The 15,366-nt window shown below is 60.7% G+C and carries 13 protein-coding genes; 2 read left to right on the top strand and 11 right to left on the bottom strand.

Annotated elements, in window-relative coordinates; genetic code table 11:
* Nucleotides 1-275: 275 nt before the first annotated feature.
* Nucleotides 276-1,400, top strand: a complete 1,125-nt coding sequence (sfnG, locus tag E1K68_RS12985) for a dimethylsulfone monooxygenase SfnG (RefSeq protein WP_212614184.1) — start codon at nt 276-278, stop codon at nt 1,398-1,400.
* A 37-nt stretch (nt 1,401-1,437) separates the two neighbouring features.
* On the opposite strand, the gene map is transcribed toward sfnG, so the two are convergent.
* On the bottom strand, nt 1,438-2,208 hold the full coding sequence (map, locus tag E1K68_RS12990) for a type I methionyl aminopeptidase (RefSeq protein WP_003190945.1): 771 nt from the start codon (nt 2,206-2,208) through the stop codon (nt 1,438-1,440).
* Nucleotides 2,208-2,408, bottom strand: coding sequence for a ParD-like family protein (locus E1K68_RS12995; protein ID WP_212614185.1), 201 nt, complete (start codon nt 2,406-2,408; stop codon nt 2,208-2,210). The genes map and E1K68_RS12995 overlap by 1 nt, the downstream gene beginning before the upstream one ends.
* Nucleotides 2,409-2,778: 370 nt before the next feature.
* Between E1K68_RS12995 and E1K68_RS13000 the strand changes: the two genes are divergently transcribed.
* A complete protein-coding gene (locus tag E1K68_RS13000; protein WP_003190947.1) occupies nt 2,779-3,048 on the top strand; it encodes a DUF1652 domain-containing protein in 270 nt (89 codons plus the stop codon).
* Nucleotides 3,049-3,120: 72 nt separating this feature from the next.
* On the opposite strand, the gene E1K68_RS13005 is transcribed toward E1K68_RS13000, so the two are convergent.
* The 9 genes from E1K68_RS13005 to E1K68_RS13045 all read right to left on the bottom strand — a co-directional run bounded on the left by E1K68_RS13005 (nt 3,121) and on the right by E1K68_RS13045 (nt 14,921).
* Complete coding sequence (locus E1K68_RS13005) at nt 3,121-5,721, bottom strand: autotransporter outer membrane beta-barrel domain-containing protein (RefSeq protein ID WP_137204705.1); 2,601 nt, start codon at nt 5,719-5,721, stop codon at nt 3,121-3,123.
* 145 nt (nt 5,722-5,866) lie between these two features.
* Complete coding sequence (locus E1K68_RS13010) at nt 5,867-6,805, bottom strand: carbohydrate kinase (RefSeq protein ID WP_212614186.1); 939 nt, start codon at nt 6,803-6,805, stop codon at nt 5,867-5,869.
* 12 nt (nt 6,806-6,817) lie between these two features.
* Nucleotides 6,818-8,299, bottom strand: coding sequence for a xylulokinase (xylB, locus tag E1K68_RS13015; protein WP_003190950.1), 1,482 nt, complete (start codon nt 8,297-8,299; stop codon nt 6,818-6,820).
* Nucleotides 8,300-8,437: 138 nt separating this feature from the next.
* Nucleotides 8,438-9,919: a mannitol dehydrogenase family protein gene (locus E1K68_RS13020; RefSeq protein ID WP_212614187.1), complete on the bottom strand. Its 1,482-nt coding sequence runs from the start codon at nt 9,917-9,919 to the stop codon at nt 8,438-8,440.
* A gap of 18 nt (nt 9,920-9,937) precedes the next feature.
* A complete protein-coding gene (gene ugpC / locus E1K68_RS13025; RefSeq protein WP_212614188.1) occupies nt 9,938-11,041 on the bottom strand; it encodes a sn-glycerol-3-phosphate ABC transporter ATP-binding protein UgpC in 1,104 nt (367 codons plus the stop codon).
* 22 nt (nt 11,042-11,063) lie between these two features.
* Nucleotides 11,064-11,894 (bottom strand): carbohydrate ABC transporter permease, encoded by an 831-nt coding sequence (locus tag E1K68_RS13030; RefSeq protein ID WP_003190954.1) that lies wholly within the window; start codon nt 11,892-11,894, stop codon nt 11,064-11,066.
* A 10-nt stretch (nt 11,895-11,904) separates the two neighbouring features.
* Complete coding sequence (locus tag E1K68_RS13035; protein ID WP_003190955.1) at nt 11,905-12,795, bottom strand: sugar ABC transporter permease; 891 nt, start codon at nt 12,793-12,795, stop codon at nt 11,905-11,907.
* 176 nt (nt 12,796-12,971) lie between these two features.
* On the bottom strand, nt 12,972-14,282 hold the full coding sequence (locus E1K68_RS13040) for a sugar ABC transporter substrate-binding protein (protein WP_032892053.1): 1,311 nt from the start codon (nt 14,280-14,282) through the stop codon (nt 12,972-12,974).
* A 390-nt stretch (nt 14,283-14,672) separates the two neighbouring features.
* On the bottom strand, nt 14,673-14,921 hold the full coding sequence (locus tag E1K68_RS13045; RefSeq protein WP_003190957.1) for a DUF6124 family protein: 249 nt from the start codon (nt 14,919-14,921) through the stop codon (nt 14,673-14,675).
* Nucleotides 14,922-15,366: the final 445 nt, after the last annotated feature.

Genomic DNA, 15,366 nt, shown 5'->3' on the forward strand with positions numbered 1-15,366 from the left:
GTCGAATTCCGGCCAGCGTGGTTTAACGGGGCGCCTGAGATCAAAAGCAGATCAAGATCAAGAGCTACTCGCTTCGCATCGTGGGTACGCTTGGTGCTGGTCGCAACTGTTGCTCCAGCAACAGCAGATCCACAAACTGCTGCGATCCCGGACACTGGCAAGCCATCGCGTCAATCCCGCTTTTTTCCCGCAACCCCCAGGCTACGGGCATTTGCCTGCCCCTGGCACGCTTGCTGCGTAAGCACTGGTACATCCCCTGTGCGAGGTACCGTCCGATGAGTCAGCAAGCCGTGAAATTTGCCTATTGGGTACCCAACGTCAGCGGTGGGTTGGTCGTCAGCAAGATTGAACAGCGTACCCACTGGGGCATCGAGTACAACCGCAAACTGGCGCAACTGGCGGAGGCGGCGGGCTTTGAGTATGGCTTGACCCAGATTCGCTTCACCGCAGGCTACGGCGCCGAAAACCAGCATGAATCCGTGGCGTTCAGCCATGCGTTGCTCGCGGCAACCACCACCCTCAAGGTCATCGCGGCGATTCTGCCCGGGCCGTGGCAACCGGCGTTGGCGGCCAAGCAGTTGGCGACCATCGACCAACTCACCAATGGCCGTATTGCGGTGAATATCGTCAGCGGCTGGTTCAAGGGCGAATTCCAGGCCATTGGCGAGCATTGGCTGGAGCATGATGAGCGCTATCGACGTTCCGAAGAGTTTATCCGTGCGCTCAAAGGCATCTGGACCCAGGACGATTTCACCTTCAAGGGCGACTTCTATCGCTTCAACCATTACACCCTCAAGCCCAAGCCCCTGGGCCAACCGGAGATCTTCCAGGGCGGCAGTTCGCGGGCGGCGCGGGACATGGCGGCGCGGGTGTCGGATTGGTATTTCACCAATGGCAATACGCCCGAAGGCGTCAAGGCACAGGTCGATGATATTCGCGCCAAGGCCGCTGCCAACCAGCATTCGGTGAAGGTGGGGGTGAATGCCTTTGTGATCGCCCGCGACACGGAGGAGGAGGCGCAGGCGGTGCTGGCGCAGATCATCGACCAAGCCGACCCGGAGGCGGTCAATGCCTTTGGTGACGCGGCCAGGCAAGCAGGCAAGGCGTCGCCGGAGGGCGAGGGCAACTGGGCCAAGTCCAGCTTTGAGGACCTGGTGCAATACAACGATGGCTTCAAGACCAACCTGATCGGCACGCCGCAGCAGATCGCCGAGCGCATCGTCGCACTCAAGGCCGTGGGGGTGGACTTGGTGCTCGCAGGCTTTCTGCACTTCCAGGAAGAAGTGGAGTATTTCGGTAAACGTGTATTGCCGCTGGTGCGCGAGCTGGAAGCCAAGTCCACTGTAGGAGCGAGCTCGCTCGCGAAAAACGTCAACGAAGAAGTGGGTAGCCTGGTTTAACGCGTGGTCCTTGAGGCCTTCGCGAGCAAGCTCGCTCCTACAGGGTGTGAAGGTTTTGAGGGGTTTGCAAGGTCAGCACTTCAAACCCATCCGCCGTCACCGCCACGGTATGTTCCCATTGCGCCGAGAGGCTGTTGTCCTTGGTGACCACCGTCCAACCGTCTTTCAGGCTGCGGGTTTTGGCGCTGCCCTGGTTGAGCATCGGCTCGATGGTAAACACCATGCCTTCGCGCAGTTCCAGGCCGGTGCCGGGGCGGCCGAAGTGCAGGATTTGCGGTTCTTCGTGCATTTGCCGGCCGATGCCGTGGCCGCAGTATTCGCGCACCACGCTGTAGCCATTGGCTTGCGCGTGGCTCTGGATCGCATGGCCGATATCGCCCAGGCGCGCGCCGGGCTTGACCTGGCGGATACCGGCCCACATCGCCTCGAAGGTCATGTCCACCAGGCGCCTGGCCTTGGGCGTCACGTTGCCGATCATGTACATCTTGCTGGAGTCGGCAATGAAGCCGCCTTTTTCCAGGGTGATGTCGATGTTGATGATGTCGCCGTCCTTGAGCAATTGCTTGGCGCTGGGCATGCCGTGGCACACCACTTCGTTGATCGAGGTGTTGATGCAGAAGGGGTAGTCGTACTGCCCCAGGCTGGCAGGGCGGGCCTTGAGGTCATTGCGGATGAAGGCTTCGACGGCGCTGTCCAGCTCCAGGGTAGAGCGGCCGGCGGCGACGAAGCCGTCGAGCATGTCGAAGACCTGCGCCAACAGGCGCCCGGCTTCACGCATTACGGCCAACTGTGCGGGGGTCTTGATCATCAGCTACGCCCCCGGATCAGGTCGGGTTTGTCCAGCAACAGCTTGTTGATCAGCTCGTTGTAAGGCAGATGCGGGTTGAGTTCGGCGAGCAGGCCGATCTTGATCCAGAACTCGGCCTGGGCGTTGATGGAGCGGTCCATGACGGCGCTGGCCAGGCGCAGTTGTTCGTGCAACTGATCGGTGATCTTGACGATGCCCATAAGGTTCACTGTGTTTAATTGATATACGAATCGTATATGTTTCGTATGGTTATCGCAAACCTCCGTCGGCTTAACGGTGGTGGGCTGATTGGTTGCGATATGTTGCCGAAAAAAGGATTTCCACATAAACGCCTGTCCCCCACGCTGCGGGTTAAACGTTTAATCGATGTCGTTCGGCGATGATGCCGAACAGGCCGTTTTCTTTAATATGAGCAAGCGGTTTGCTTATGAGGAAAGGTTACAACCACCACGGTTTTTGCCGAGTAGGCTTACTGATTGAAAGCGTCTTCCAGGGTTGGCAAGACGTGGCAGGCAAGTGCCTGTCGGATACATATAACTGTTGGCAGTCTCAAAAAAGGAGAGGTTAGCCATGCTTTCAGAACTAGAGCTTCGCAGCATTATTGAAGGAAGTTTCCTGCCTAAACGGTGCGAATGCACCAAGGCCGAAGATGCCTCGTTGACGATTAAAGTCTACGACGACCGCGACCGCGACCGGGTGGATTTGGAAGTCAAAGGTATAAACGCCGACAAACTCGACAGCAGTCGAGCCATTTGCAACCTGATCACCGGGTTGCGTGAGGACCTCAGGCACAACCACGCACCGGTCCTGCAACGAGCAGGCGGGCGCGGTTATCACTAGTTGATCGCTTGAGGGTCAATTGAGACCGTGGGCCTGGTATGTGCCAGGCCCAACGCTGACAAGACTTCAGCTTTACCAGCTCACTCTCACGCCGATACTACCGCTGGCGCCCTCAAAGTTATTGTCGTCCAGCCCGGTTCCATATTTGCCCTCCACATATGCGCTGACCGCGGATGACAATTGAGCCACGACGCCGGCGCCAATATCGGCGGTGGAGGACTTGTGATCGCTCTTGATCCGGTCCACATCATCGAACGTCACCGTGTCACTGCCGCCAAAGGTGTGCCAGACATTGGCCCGTAGGTACGGCTCCACGGGCCTGTTGCTGACTAGATAACGGCCTTTCAGGCGTGCACCGAGGCGGCCGGTCCAGTACTCCTGAGAGTCGAAGGAGACCTTGGAGATGCCATCGTGCTGGCTATCCAGGTCGATTTTCTGGCCGATCACCTGGGCTTGTGGCTCCACCACCCAATGTTCGGACAGCGTGATCGGGTAGCCGGCTTCGGCCGATAACGTCAAGGCGTGGCCCTCGATGTCCATCTTCACTCCTCGATCGGACTTGTTGTCCCCGTCCAGGCGGGTGCCCATGGCGACGAGGTCGACGTACCAGCCGGTGGGATCGGTGAGGGTCCAGTAGGCGCCGAAGTTGTCACCGTCGAGTTTGATCCGCCCGGCGCGATGGTCCTGCCAGCCCAGCGCAAACCCTTTTACGTCGCCGCGCAGGCGGCTCTGGCCGATAAACAGGCCAAAGCGTTGAGTCTGCCCACCGCCGGTTTCGCTGGCATAGAGGTCATGGCCGACCTGGTAGCCCTTGGACGTGCCGTCAAAACTCGGCGTTACCGTGCCCGACCAGCTTTTGTTGAAGTCACTGCCATAGGCGCGGGCCCAACCTGCCGGCACTGCACCGGTCTCGGTCAGCAGGCTTTGCTCGCCCTGGCGTTCATGAAAGGTACCGAGGGCTTGCAGCGTCATTACCTGCGCAGCGGGGATGTCCACTGAATAGACCGGCACCTCCAGGCGATACAGTGCAATAGGCGCCGCACCGGCCACGGCGCTTGGCAGCACAGGGTTGCTGGCCGCCGATTGCGGTGACGTGACTGCGGCGACTGGGCTGGGCGGTGGCGCGAGCGGCTTGATCGGTGCCACCGGCTGTGCGGTGGGCGGCTCCACGGGCGGCTCATCGGGGCCGACCACTGGCGCAGTGGGTGGAATGGGCGCCACCGCTACCGGCGGTACAACGGGCGGCGGCACGGAGGGAACGGCCGGCGGTTGCACCGCTACCAACGAGGAGCGCAGATACCAGTTGTTTTCTGTGCCGGCGGTAACGCCGCCCTTGAACAGCATGTACTCATAGGCCCCGGCGGAGACCGAGCCGTTCAAGGCGAACGCATCGGTGCTGCTGACAGCGCCGTTGAGCGCCTGGACCACTTCGATGCCGTTGTTCTGGGTCAGCCCACCGGCACCGCCGAGGTTGCTGACGCCCAGTTGCGTGTGGCCACTGATGCTGCCGTCGGAAACCACCAGCTTGTCGGTGGCCGAGTTTTCATCGCCGAGTACGGTTTGCAGATGCAACCGGCCGTTGTTGCCTACGTAGTTGCCATGCACCGTCAAGACGCTGGTCGCGCTGTTGTCGCCGGTCATGTCGATCGTGCCGGCGTTGTTCAGCGTTGCCAATTGGCCTGCGGTATAGGGGCGAATAGCGCCTTGGGTCACGGCCAGCGTGCTGCTGCCATCGATGTTGAACGTACCGGTATTGCTCGCACTGTCGCCAAGGAAAAAATCCCCGGCCAGGTCAAAGCGCGAGGCGTTGTCGAGGTTGACCGTCTCCCAGCCGACATAGCGTGCGGGCGTACTGGAGGTGGTGTTATCGAAGGTCAGTTGATCGTTGCCCAGGCCGCCATCGACCGACGGCGTACTGGCCAGCAGGCTTTCACTGAGGTTGCGGAGCAGGGCAGTGTCGTCGCCATCACCCATCAATACCGACGAGTTGATCTGGCCTCCACCCAGCCAGTTAAACGTATCGTTGCCGACGCTGGCGCGAATCTCGCCATTGATCACGCCACCGCTGACGGTAATGCTGTCATCGCCGCCGCTGGTACTGATGTTGCCACCTATGAAGCCGTTTAACATGCGGATCGTGTCGACATCAAAGCCGGTGACCAAGTTGCCTTCAATGGTCCCCCCGGTCATTTCATAGAAGTTTTTATCCAGCTTCATATTGACCCGACCGATAGTGCCACCGCTCTGGTAGGCCACATCGCCGTCCTCAAAAGCACCGACGATGGTGCCGCCCTCCATTCTGAAGGTGTCGAGACCATCGCCCTGGAACAGGGCCAGGATCTGCCCGCCCGTCATGAGGAAATCGTCGATACCGGCGCCTTGTTGCACCACACCGGTGATCAGGCCCGAGTCGATGCGCACGGCATCGACCCCAGGGCCAAAGGTGACATTACCGTTGATGGTACCGGTGCCGCCCGCAGGGAGGTTCAGGCGGTTATCCCCGGAAAGATCGGTCAAGCCGGGACTGCTGCCGCTGTCGCACGTGTAGGTGTCGTTACCGGTTCCCGGGGTGAGAACGCAGGCGGCGTGGGAGGATTGAGGGATCATGTATTGCAATGAGATGAGGCCGACAGCTAAAACGGCCCGGGTCGAGAAACCACTGGGCTTTTGCATGGGGGTGTCCTAGGTTTATTGTAATAACTGCTCCTGTTTTTGGGTTTAGCACAGTTTTTCAGTAGCGCAATTTTTTTGTACATGACGCGCAGGCCACGGAATACGTGGCCTGCATGCTGGCACTTTGATTTTTTGCCCGCTCGCCTCAATCCAATTGGTGACGATAGGGCAGGTCCGGCCCTGTCTTGCTGCAGGTCAGGGCGGCAGCCCGAATCGCGAAACCCAGCATGGCGTCGATCTGCTCGCGGCTCAGGTTCTGCAGCCCGTCAACTGAATCCAACTGCTGTTCCGTCAGCCACGCAATCAGCGCCGCCTGGAAGGTATCACCAGCGCCCACCGTATCGGCCATCACCACCTTAACCGCAGGTTGCGACCAGGTGCCATGCTGACGGCTAAACACCGACGCGCCATCGCCACCACGGGTGAGGAACACCAATTGGCAACGGTGTTGCAGCCAGCCTTGCAGCACGCTTTCCGGTGTGTGTTCGGGGTAGAGCAGGTGCAGGTCTTCGTCGCTGACCTTGATCAGGTCGGCGTGTTGCACCAGCTCTGCGACGCGCGCACGCCACAGCTGAATATCGGGCTGCGGGTTAAGGCGCACGTTGGGGTCGAGGCTGATCAGGCGCTTGCCGCTTTCACGCTTGACCAGGCTCAGCAGCGTGTCACCAATGGGCTGTACCACCAGTGAAAACGAGCCCACATGCAGCCCGCGAATCTCATCGCCCAGGGGCGGCAGGTGCGTCAGTTGCAATTGCCGGTCGGCGCAGCCTTCGCCGCGAAAGCTGTACTGCGGCGAGCCGTTGGCGCCCACGGCGACCATCGCCAGGGTGGTCGGCGCGTCGAACTCAACCAGAAAGCGTTCGCTGATACCTCCGTCTTTCAGTACTTGCTGCAAGCGCCGTCCAAGGTAATCGGTGGACAGGCCGGCGAAGAACCCGGACTCGATCCCCAGGCGGCGCAGACCCACCGCTACGTTGAACGGCGAGCCACCGGCAATCGCCTTGTAATTGAGCTTGGCGGCCTGCCCGCTGGCATCCTCCTCGCTGAAGAAATCAAACAGCGCTTCACCACACACCAGATACATAGTTGCTCGCTCTTAAAGGGTTGCCACGTGCTGTTGATAACGCTCATACGCCTGTTGATAGGCGCTGACATTGGCGGCCACGGGTAAGGTGCGGCTGGCAGGGTCAATGCTCACGCATTTATCGCACAGGCTGGCCAGCGGTTCGCCGCTCTGGCACCACGCCGCCTGGATCGCCGCGCCCAGGGCGGCGGCCTCGCTCTGTTCGGTACACACCACTTCGGTGTGCATGATATCGGCGACCATCTGCCGCCACAGCGGGCTTTTCGAGCCGCCGCCGATCAGGCGGATGCTCTGGCTTTGCAGGCCGGTCTGGCGCAGCAGGTCGAGGCCATAACGCAGGCCGAAGGTGGTGCCTTCGACCACCGCGCGGCACAGGTTGGCGCGGGTCAGGTTGGTCATGGTCAAGCCCTGCAGGCTGCCGGTAGCGTGGGGCAGGGCGGGCACGCGTTCGCCGTTGAGAAACGGCAACATGCTCACCCCCTCGGCGCCGATCGGCGCCTGTTCGACCAGGGCGTTGAAGGCGTCGAGGTCCAGTTCGAACAGCTCGCGAATCACCCCGGTGGCATTGGTCAGGTTCATGGTGCAAATCAGCGGCAGCCAACCGCCGCTGGAAGAGCAGAAGGTCGCCACCGAGGCCTGGGGGCTGACGTTCGGCTGGTCGGCAAAGGCATACACGGTGCCCGATGAACCCAGGCTCATGGTGATCACGCCGGGGGCGATATTGCCGGTACCAATGGCGCCCATCATATTGTCGCCGCCACCACTGGACACCACCGCGTTGGGGTTGATGCCCAGGCGCTCGGCGATGGCCGGTAGGATGGTGCCCACCGCTTGGTCGGCTTCGATCAGTGTCGGCAACGCGGCTTGCAGGCGGCCGCTGGGGTCGATGTGCTGGAGCATTGCCACATCCCATTCGCGGCGGCGCACGTTGAAGTAACCGGTGCCCGATGCGTCGCCGTACTCGGCGCAGGCGCGGCCGGTGAGCCAGTAGTTGAGGTAATCGTGGGGCAGCAGGATATGGGCGATGCGTGCGAAGACGTCCGGATGCTGTTCACGGGTCCAGAGCAGCTTGGACACGGTGTAGCCCGGTGCGATAGCCACACCCAGGCGCTCCAGGGACCCACGTTCGCCGCCCAGATGTTGCAGCAGCCGGTCGTTCTCCGGCGTGGTTTCGGTGTCGCACCACAGTTTGGCCGGGCGCAACACTTCACCTTGTTCGTCCAGTAGCACCAGGCCGTGTTGCTGGCCGGACACGCCGATGCCGAGGATGTCCTGGCCATCCACGCCGGCCTGTTGCAGGGCGCGGTGGGTGGCGGCGGTGAAGGCGTCCAGCCATTCCTGGGTATGTTGTTCGCGGCGACCATTGGCGCCGCTGATCAAAGTGTGCGCGGCGGCGCCCAGGCCCAGCACCTTGCCGCTGGACGCATCGAGGACGATGGCCTTGGTGCCCTGGGTGCCGCAATCGATGCCGAGGTAAAGGTTTTGCTGGGTCATGAGGGAGTGCTCAGCAGTCTTATTGTTGGATTGAAAATACGGTCGATGTGGGAGCTGGCTTGCCTGCGATAGCGGTGGTCCAGTCAACCCTGCGGTGACTGCCAGACCGCTATCGCAGGCAAGCCAGCTCCCACCTGTTTAATCCGGTTTGTTCAGCAGGTTTTGCAGTGTGGCTGTGACGCCTTTGTCGCGCAGGCTTGCATAGCAACGCTCGAACGCTGCCACAAACGCCGCCGACTTGGGAATAGCCGTGCCAAAAATCTCTTCCACCCCCAGCAATCGCTGGCTGATCAGCGCATCATCGCTCACCAGGTTCTGGCAGAACGCTGCCCGTGGGTCCGGGATGCTGTAGCGCGTGCCGTTTTCATCCACGCCTTTCAGGTACAGCGCCCAGGCCGCCACCACCAGCGCGGCACGCTCAGTTTCGCGGCCGTCGGTAATCAGGCGGTTGATGGTCGGCACGGTGAACTTGGGAAACTTCGATGAACCGTCGGAGCATACGCGCTCCAACTGGTCGGCAATCGCCTGGTTGGAAAAGCGATCCACCAGGGTCTGCTTGTACTCGGTCAAGTCGATACCGGGCACCGGTGCCAGGTTCGGCGTGACATCTAGGTCCATGTAGGCGCGCATATACGCCACGAACACGGGGTCGTTCATGGTCTCGTGAACGAACCGGTAGCCCTTGAGGAACCCCAGGTACGTCAGAGCCAGGTGGCTGCCGTTGAGCAGGCCGATCTTCATTTCTTCGTAAGGCGTGACGTCATCGGTGAACTGCACGCCGACCTTTTCCCAGGCCGGGCGACCGTTGACGAATTTGTCTTCCAGCACCCACTGCACAAACGGTTCGCACACCACCGGCCAGGCATCGTCAATCCCGTGCTGGTCGTGCAGTTGCAGGCGGTGGGCGGTGCTGGTCATTGGCGTGATGCGGTCAACCATGGCATTCGGGAAGCTCACGTTGGCCTTGATCCAGTCGTGCAGCCCGGCGTCGTGCAAGGCGGCGAAGGCCAGCAGGGCCTTGCGGGTGACGGCGCCGTTGTGGGGCAGGTTATCGCAGGACATCACCGTAAAGGCCGGCGTGCCGGCGGCGCGGCGCTGGGTGAGGGCGGCGCAGATAAAGCCGAACACGGTTTTCGGTGCCCTCGGGTGCGCCAGGTCATGCTGGATCTGCGGCAGGTGGGCCATGAACTCGCCGTTGCTGTCGTCGATGCAGTAACCGCCTTCGGTGATGGTCAGCGAGACGATGCGGATCTGGGGGCTGGCGAGTTTATCGATCAGCGCCTGGGCGCCGTCTTCGGCCAGCAGCATGTCGCTGATCGAGCCGATCACACGCACTTGCGTGTCGTCGGTGTCGCCCAGTTCATACAGGGTGAACAAGTAATCCTGGCCGGCAAGGTCGTCGCGGGCCTTGCGGTCTTCACTGCGCAGGCCGACGCCGCAGATGCTCCAGTCCAGGCCCTCGCCGGTGTTCATCAGGGCATCGGTGTAAAACGCCTGGTGCGCACGGTGGAAACCGCCGACGCCAATGTGCGCGATGCCCTGGCGGGTATCGGCAAGCGCGTAGGTCGGCACCTGCACTTCGGGCGCCAGTTGGGTGAGGTTGGCTTTATTCAATTTCATCGGGAAATACTCACGAAATCAGGCGGCAGGGCGCAGTGGGCGGGCCACGGCGACGCCATCGGCGTCGAACAGATGGCAGTGCGCCGGGTCCAGGTGCAGCTGGAGCGTCTCGCCGTATTGGCTGGCCATGTCGCCACGGATACGCATGGTCAGCGGCTCGCCGTTACGGGTGATGACGTGGCAGAACGTGTCGCTGCCCAGGCGCTCGCCGACGTCGGCGGTGACGGTCAGGGTGGTTTGCCCTGGTGTGGCGATTTCCAGATGCTCGGGGCGAATGCCCAGGGTCACCGCGCTGCCCACGCTCAGGGTGGCGCCGCTCAACGGCAGGTTGATCAGGGTGCCGGCGTCCAGTTGCACCTCGCAGCCTTGGCTGTCGACGCGGGTGACCTGGCCCTTGAGGAAGCCCATCTTCGGCGTGCCGAGAAAGCCGGCCACAAACAGGTTGGCCGGCTGGTGGTACAGCTCCAGCGGCGAGCCGACCTGTTCGATGCGCCCGCTGTTGAGCACCACTACCTTGTCGGCCAGGGTCATGGCTTCGACCTGGTCGTGGGTCACGTAGATCATGGTCGCTTGCAGTTCTTTATGCAGGCGCGCCAGCTCCAGGCGCATTTGCACGCGCAGGGCGGCGTCGAGGTTGGACAGCGGTTCGTCGAACAGGAAGATCTTCGGGTTGCGCACAATCGCCCGGCCAATCGCCACGCGCTGGCGCTGGCCGCCCGAGAGCTGCTTGGGCTTGCGCTCCAGCAAAGGCCCCAGCTCAAGAATACGCGCCGCTTCGCTGACTTTGCTCTCGACCAGTTTCTTGTCGACACCGGCCAGGTCCAGGGCAAATGACATGTTCTTGCGCACGCTCATGTGCGGGTACAGCGCGTAGGTCTGGAACACCATGGCCAGGTCGCGTTTGGCCGGGGTGACTTCGGTGATGTCGCGGCCATCGAGTTCGATGGTGCCGTCGCTGACTTCTTCCAGGCCGGCGATCAGGCGCAGCAGGGTGGACTTGCCACAGCCCGACGGGCCGACGAACACCACGAATTCCTTGTCGTTCACTTCCAGGTCGATGCCCTTGATGATGGAAAAACCTTCGAAGCCTTTTTGCAGATTCTTGATTTTCAGGTTGGCCATGATGGGCCTCCTTTTTGAATTATTATTTGACGGCGCCAAAGGACAAACCGCGTACCAACTGCTTCTGGCTGATCCAGCCAAAGATCAGGATCGGCGCGCAGGCCAGGGTCGAGACGGCGGACAACTTGGCCCAGAACAAGCCTTCGGGGCTGGAGTAAGAGGCGATCAAGGCGGTCAACGGCGCGGCGCTGGAGGAGGTCAGGTTCAGCGACCAGAACGCCTCGTTCCAGCACAGGATCAACGACAGCAACACCGTGGAGGCCAGGCCACCCTTGGCAATGGGCAGCAGCACCCGCACCATTTCCTGCCACAGGGAGGCGCCGTCCAGGCGGGCGGCTTCGAGGATGTCCTTGGGGATGTCCTTGAAGTAGGTGTACACCATCCACACCACAATCGGCAGGTTGATCAGGGTGTAGATGATGATCAGCGCAATGCGTGTATCCAACAGGCCAAAGCTCTTGGCCAACAGGTAGATCGGCATCAGCACGCCCACCGGCGGCAGCATCTTGGTCGACAGCATCCACAGCAGCGTGCCCTTGGTGCGCTGGGTTTCGTAGAACGCCATGGAGTAGGCCGCCGGCACCGAAATCAGCAGGCACAGGGCGGTGGCGCTGAAGGAAATCACCACCGAGTTCCAGGCGTAGGCGAAGTAGTTGCTGCGCTCGTTGATGTGCAGGTAGTTCTCCAGCGTCGGCGTGAAGATGAACTGCGGCGGGGTGGCGAACGCGTCGATTTCAGTTTTGAAGCTGGTCAGCACCATCCAGAAGATCGGGAAGAAAATCAGGATCGCGATGGCCCAGGCCAACGTGCCGAGCAACAGGCTTTGCAGGCGGCGGGATTGTTGAAGCGTCATGGCGCGGCCCTCAAGGCTTGTCAGTCAGGTTTTTGCCGATCATCCGCACCAGGATGATCGCCGCGATATTGGCAATGACCACGGCAATCAAGCCGCCGGCCGAGGCCATGCCCACGTCGAACTGCACCAGCGCCTGGTTGTAGATCAGGTAGGCGAGGTTGGTGGAGGCGTAGCCGGGGCCACCGTTGGTGGTGGTGAAGATTTCGGCGAACACCGAGAGCAAAAAGATCGTTTCGATCATCACCACCACGGCAATCGGGCGCGCCAGGTGGGGCAAGGTCAGGTGCCAGAAGATCGCAATGGCGCCGGCACCGTCCAGGCGTGCGGCCTCTTTTTGTTCCTGGTCCAGGGACTGCATGGCGGTCATCAGCAGTAGGATCGCGAAAGGCAGCCATTGCCACGACACAATGATGATGATCGACAGCAGCGGGTAATGCGCCAGCCAGTCCACCGGCTCGGCGCCGAAGAACTTCCACACGGCGGCGAGAATCCCCGACACCGGGTGGAAAATCAGGTTCTTCCAGATCAACGCGCCGACGGTGGGCATGATGAAGAACGGCGAGATCAGCATTACCCGCACGACGCCGCGCCCCAGGAACTCACTGGCCTCCAGCAGCGCACTGATCAACACGCCGAACACCACGCTGATCAGCAACACGCTGCCCACCAGCAACAGGGTATTGGTGGCGCCGGGCAGGAAACCCGAGTCGGTGATGAAGTAGCTGAAGTTTTCCAACCCCACGAATTGGTTTTCGCCGGGGTAGAGCAGGTTGTAGCGGATCAGCGAAAAGTACAGGGTCATGCCCAGCGGCACGATCATCCACAGCAGCAGCAAGGCCACCGAGGGGCTGACGAGAAACCAGCCGGGGTTGGCCAGGCGGTTTTTGGTGGGTGTATTCATGGTGATCAGAACCAGTCAGATGCCTACAGAATCTGCGTCGGAGCGCGGTCACTGTGGGAGCTGGCTTGCCTGCGATGGTATCGCCTCGGTGCTACTGATAGACCGAGTTGTTTGCATCGCAGGCAAGCCAGCTCCCACAAAAGCCCTGCTCCTACATTTGCGCGGGTGAAATTGGGTTACTTGGGGTAACCAGCCCGCTTCATTTCCCGCTCGGTGGTGTTCTGCGCGGCGGTCAATGCAGCATCGACGGTTTGCTGACCGGTCAACGCCCCCGAGAAGAACTTGCCCACCTGGGTACCAATCGCCTGGAATTCAGGAATGGTTACCAACTGGATACCGATATACGGCACCGGCTTCTCGGTTGGCTTGGTCGGGTCGGCCACTTTCAGCGACTCCAGCGTCACCTTGGCGAACGGCGCTGCCTTCATGTATTCATCGCTGTAGGTGGATTGGCGCGTACCGGGCGGCACATTGGCGATGCCATCGGTCTTGGCCACCAGCTGTCCGTATTCCTTGGAGGTGGCCCAACTGGTGAACACCTTGGCGGCGTCCTTGGCCTTGGAACTGGTCGGGATCGCCAGGCTCCAGGAGTACAGCCACGAGGTGCCCTTATCGGTTTTCTCATGGGGCGCGAAAGTAAAGCCCACATGGTCTGCGACCTTGCTCTGGCTCTTGTCGGTGACAAACGAGCCGGCCACGCTGGCATCCACCCAGATCGCGCACTTGCCGCTGTTGAACAGCGCCAGGTTTTCGTTGAAACCGTTGCTGGAGGCACCCGGCGGGCCGGATTTCTTCATGTTGTCGACGTAGAAGTTCAGCGCGTTCTTCCACTCGGGGCCGTTGAATTCTGGCTGCCACTTCTCATCGAACCAGCGCGCGCCGAAGCCGTTGGCCAGGGTGGTGATCAGCGCCATGTTCTCACCCCAACCGGCTTTGCCGCGCAGGCACAGGCCGTATTGCTCTTTGGACTTGTCGGTGAGTTTGGCGGCGAATTCGCCGATCTGGCTCCAGGTTGGGTGCTCGGGCATGCTCAGCCCGGCGTCCTTGAACAGGTCGGTGCGGTAATAGGTGATCGAGCTTTCGGCGTAGAACGGCAGGGCGTACAACGAGCCCTTGACCGACAAGCCGTCACGCACCGAAGGGAACACATCGTCGAGGTCGTAGGACGCTGGCAAGTCCTTCATCGGCTCCAGCCACCCCTTGGCGCCCCAGAGTGCGGCTTCGTACATGCCGATGGTCAACACATCGAACTGCCCGCCTTGTGTGGCGATGTCGGTGGTCAGGCGTTGGCGCAGCACGTTTTCTTCGAGCACCACCCAGTTCAACTTGATCTCCGGATGCTCAGCCTCGAAGGTTTTCGAGAGCTTCTGCATGCGGATCATGTCGCTGTTATTGACGGTGGCAATGGTCAGGGTTTGCGCGCCAAGGCTGACGGCGCTGAGGGTCATGCAGGTACAGGCAAGCAATGCTTTTGCTGTGAACTTCATCGCGCACTCCATTTCCGCGCCCAGAGGGCTACAGAAGGACGGTTATTGTTGTTGTGTCTTCCTACAAGGAGTCAGGAAGAGTGTGCGTTGATTACAGCCTTCAAAAGCGGCGGTGACAAATCCTTGGGAGCACGCTTACTGATACTTTTTTGCACTCGTCGACCACCTGATCGTTCCCACGCTCCGCGTGGTAACGCCGCTAGGGACGCTCTGCGTACCGGGGTGACGCAGAGCGTCACGGTATGCATGCCCACGCGGAGCGCGGGAACGATCCTCAGTGCAGTGTTTAACACTTGATCGTTCCCACGCTCTGCGTGGTAACGCCACTTGGGACGCTCAGCGTCCCGGAATGCATGCCCACGCGGAGCATGGGAACGATCAGCGCAGTGTTTAACGCTCAATATCAGCCAGTACACGTTCAGCCAACAACCGAGACACCTCGATCAACTGTGCAATACCCAGCGCACCTTCTCGTCGCGAGCCGTCGAGTTCAAAGGCGAAATCGCAGGTGAGGGCGTGGGCAGAGGCGAGGGATTCGCTGAGGTTGACCAGCAGGTCTTGGGTGCAGATGCCGTCTTTAACGGTGAATAGCACGCTGGGTGCTGGATCGAGCGAGGGATTTGAGGTGGGTTTGATCATGGTCAAGCTCCGCAGATGTATTAAAGAATCCGGAGAAATACAGGCCGCGACGCCCGACCGCTGAGTGTGCAGCGGTGTAAGGAGACTAGAGATGGAGTGTCCTAGGGGCAACCTCAAAGCCGTGTAAGACGTTTCTGTTTTTCCCAATACCTAGCCGAACGGACAGTTGTTTGGCTTAGCGCCGGCCAGCAACATCTTTCTTGCGCCAGTTCGGCGCTATTCCCTTTGCACACATCAACGCCATGACCGCGTTTGAGTACCCCTGCGCGCTGAAAAAGGACAAAACATGAAGAGCACTGATACGCAAATCCAGCAGGTAACCGGCCCAATCAACGCCTCTCTCAACGACCGCGTGGAGAAGCCGATGTGAAGCGCTACAACATCACCACGGGTTCAACCACCACGGTGGGTGGCAAGGTAACCAGCGGTTGTGAGGGCACCAGTT

This window comes from Pseudomonas sp. B2021 (assembly GCF_018135665.1).
Lineage (GTDB): Bacteria > Pseudomonadota > Gammaproteobacteria > Pseudomonadales > Pseudomonadaceae > Aquipseudomonas > Aquipseudomonas lactis.

Coding starts and splice junctions, on each gene's coding strand:
- sfnG (WP_212614184.1), top strand. CDS start 276: ATGAGTCAGCAAGCCGTGAAATTTGCCTATTGGGTACCCAACGTCAGC.
- map (WP_003190945.1), bottom strand. CDS start 2,208: ATGATCAAGACCCCCGCACAGTTGGCCGTAATGCGTGAAGCCGGGCGC.
- E1K68_RS12995 (WP_212614185.1), bottom strand. CDS start 2,408: ATGGGCATCGTCAAGATCACCGATCAGTTGCACGAACAACTGCGCCTG.
- E1K68_RS13000 (WP_003190947.1), top strand. CDS start 2,779: ATGCTTTCAGAACTAGAGCTTCGCAGCATTATTGAAGGAAGTTTCCTG.
- E1K68_RS13005 (WP_137204705.1), bottom strand. CDS start 5,721: ATGCAAAAGCCCAGTGGTTTCTCGACCCGGGCCGTTTTAGCTGTCGGC.
- E1K68_RS13010 (WP_212614186.1), bottom strand. CDS start 6,805: ATGTATCTGGTGTGTGGTGAAGCGCTGTTTGATTTCTTCAGCGAGGAG.
- xylB (WP_003190950.1), bottom strand. CDS start 8,299: ATGACCCAGCAAAACCTTTACCTCGGCATCGATTGCGGCACCCAGGGC.
- E1K68_RS13020 (WP_212614187.1), bottom strand. CDS start 9,919: ATGAAATTGAATAAAGCCAACCTCACCCAACTGGCGCCCGAAGTGCAG.
- ugpC (WP_212614188.1), bottom strand. CDS start 11,041: ATGGCCAACCTGAAAATCAAGAATCTGCAAAAAGGCTTCGAAGGTTTT.
- E1K68_RS13030 (WP_003190954.1), bottom strand. CDS start 11,894: ATGACGCTTCAACAATCCCGCCGCCTGCAAAGCCTGTTGCTCGGCACG.
- E1K68_RS13035 (WP_003190955.1), bottom strand. CDS start 12,795: ATGAATACACCCACCAAAAACCGCCTGGCCAACCCCGGCTGGTTTCTC.
- E1K68_RS13040 (WP_032892053.1), bottom strand. CDS start 14,282: ATGAAGTTCACAGCAAAAGCATTGCTTGCCTGTACCTGCATGACCCTC.
- E1K68_RS13045 (WP_003190957.1), bottom strand. CDS start 14,921: ATGATCAAACCCACCTCAAATCCCTCGCTCGATCCAGCACCCAGCGTG.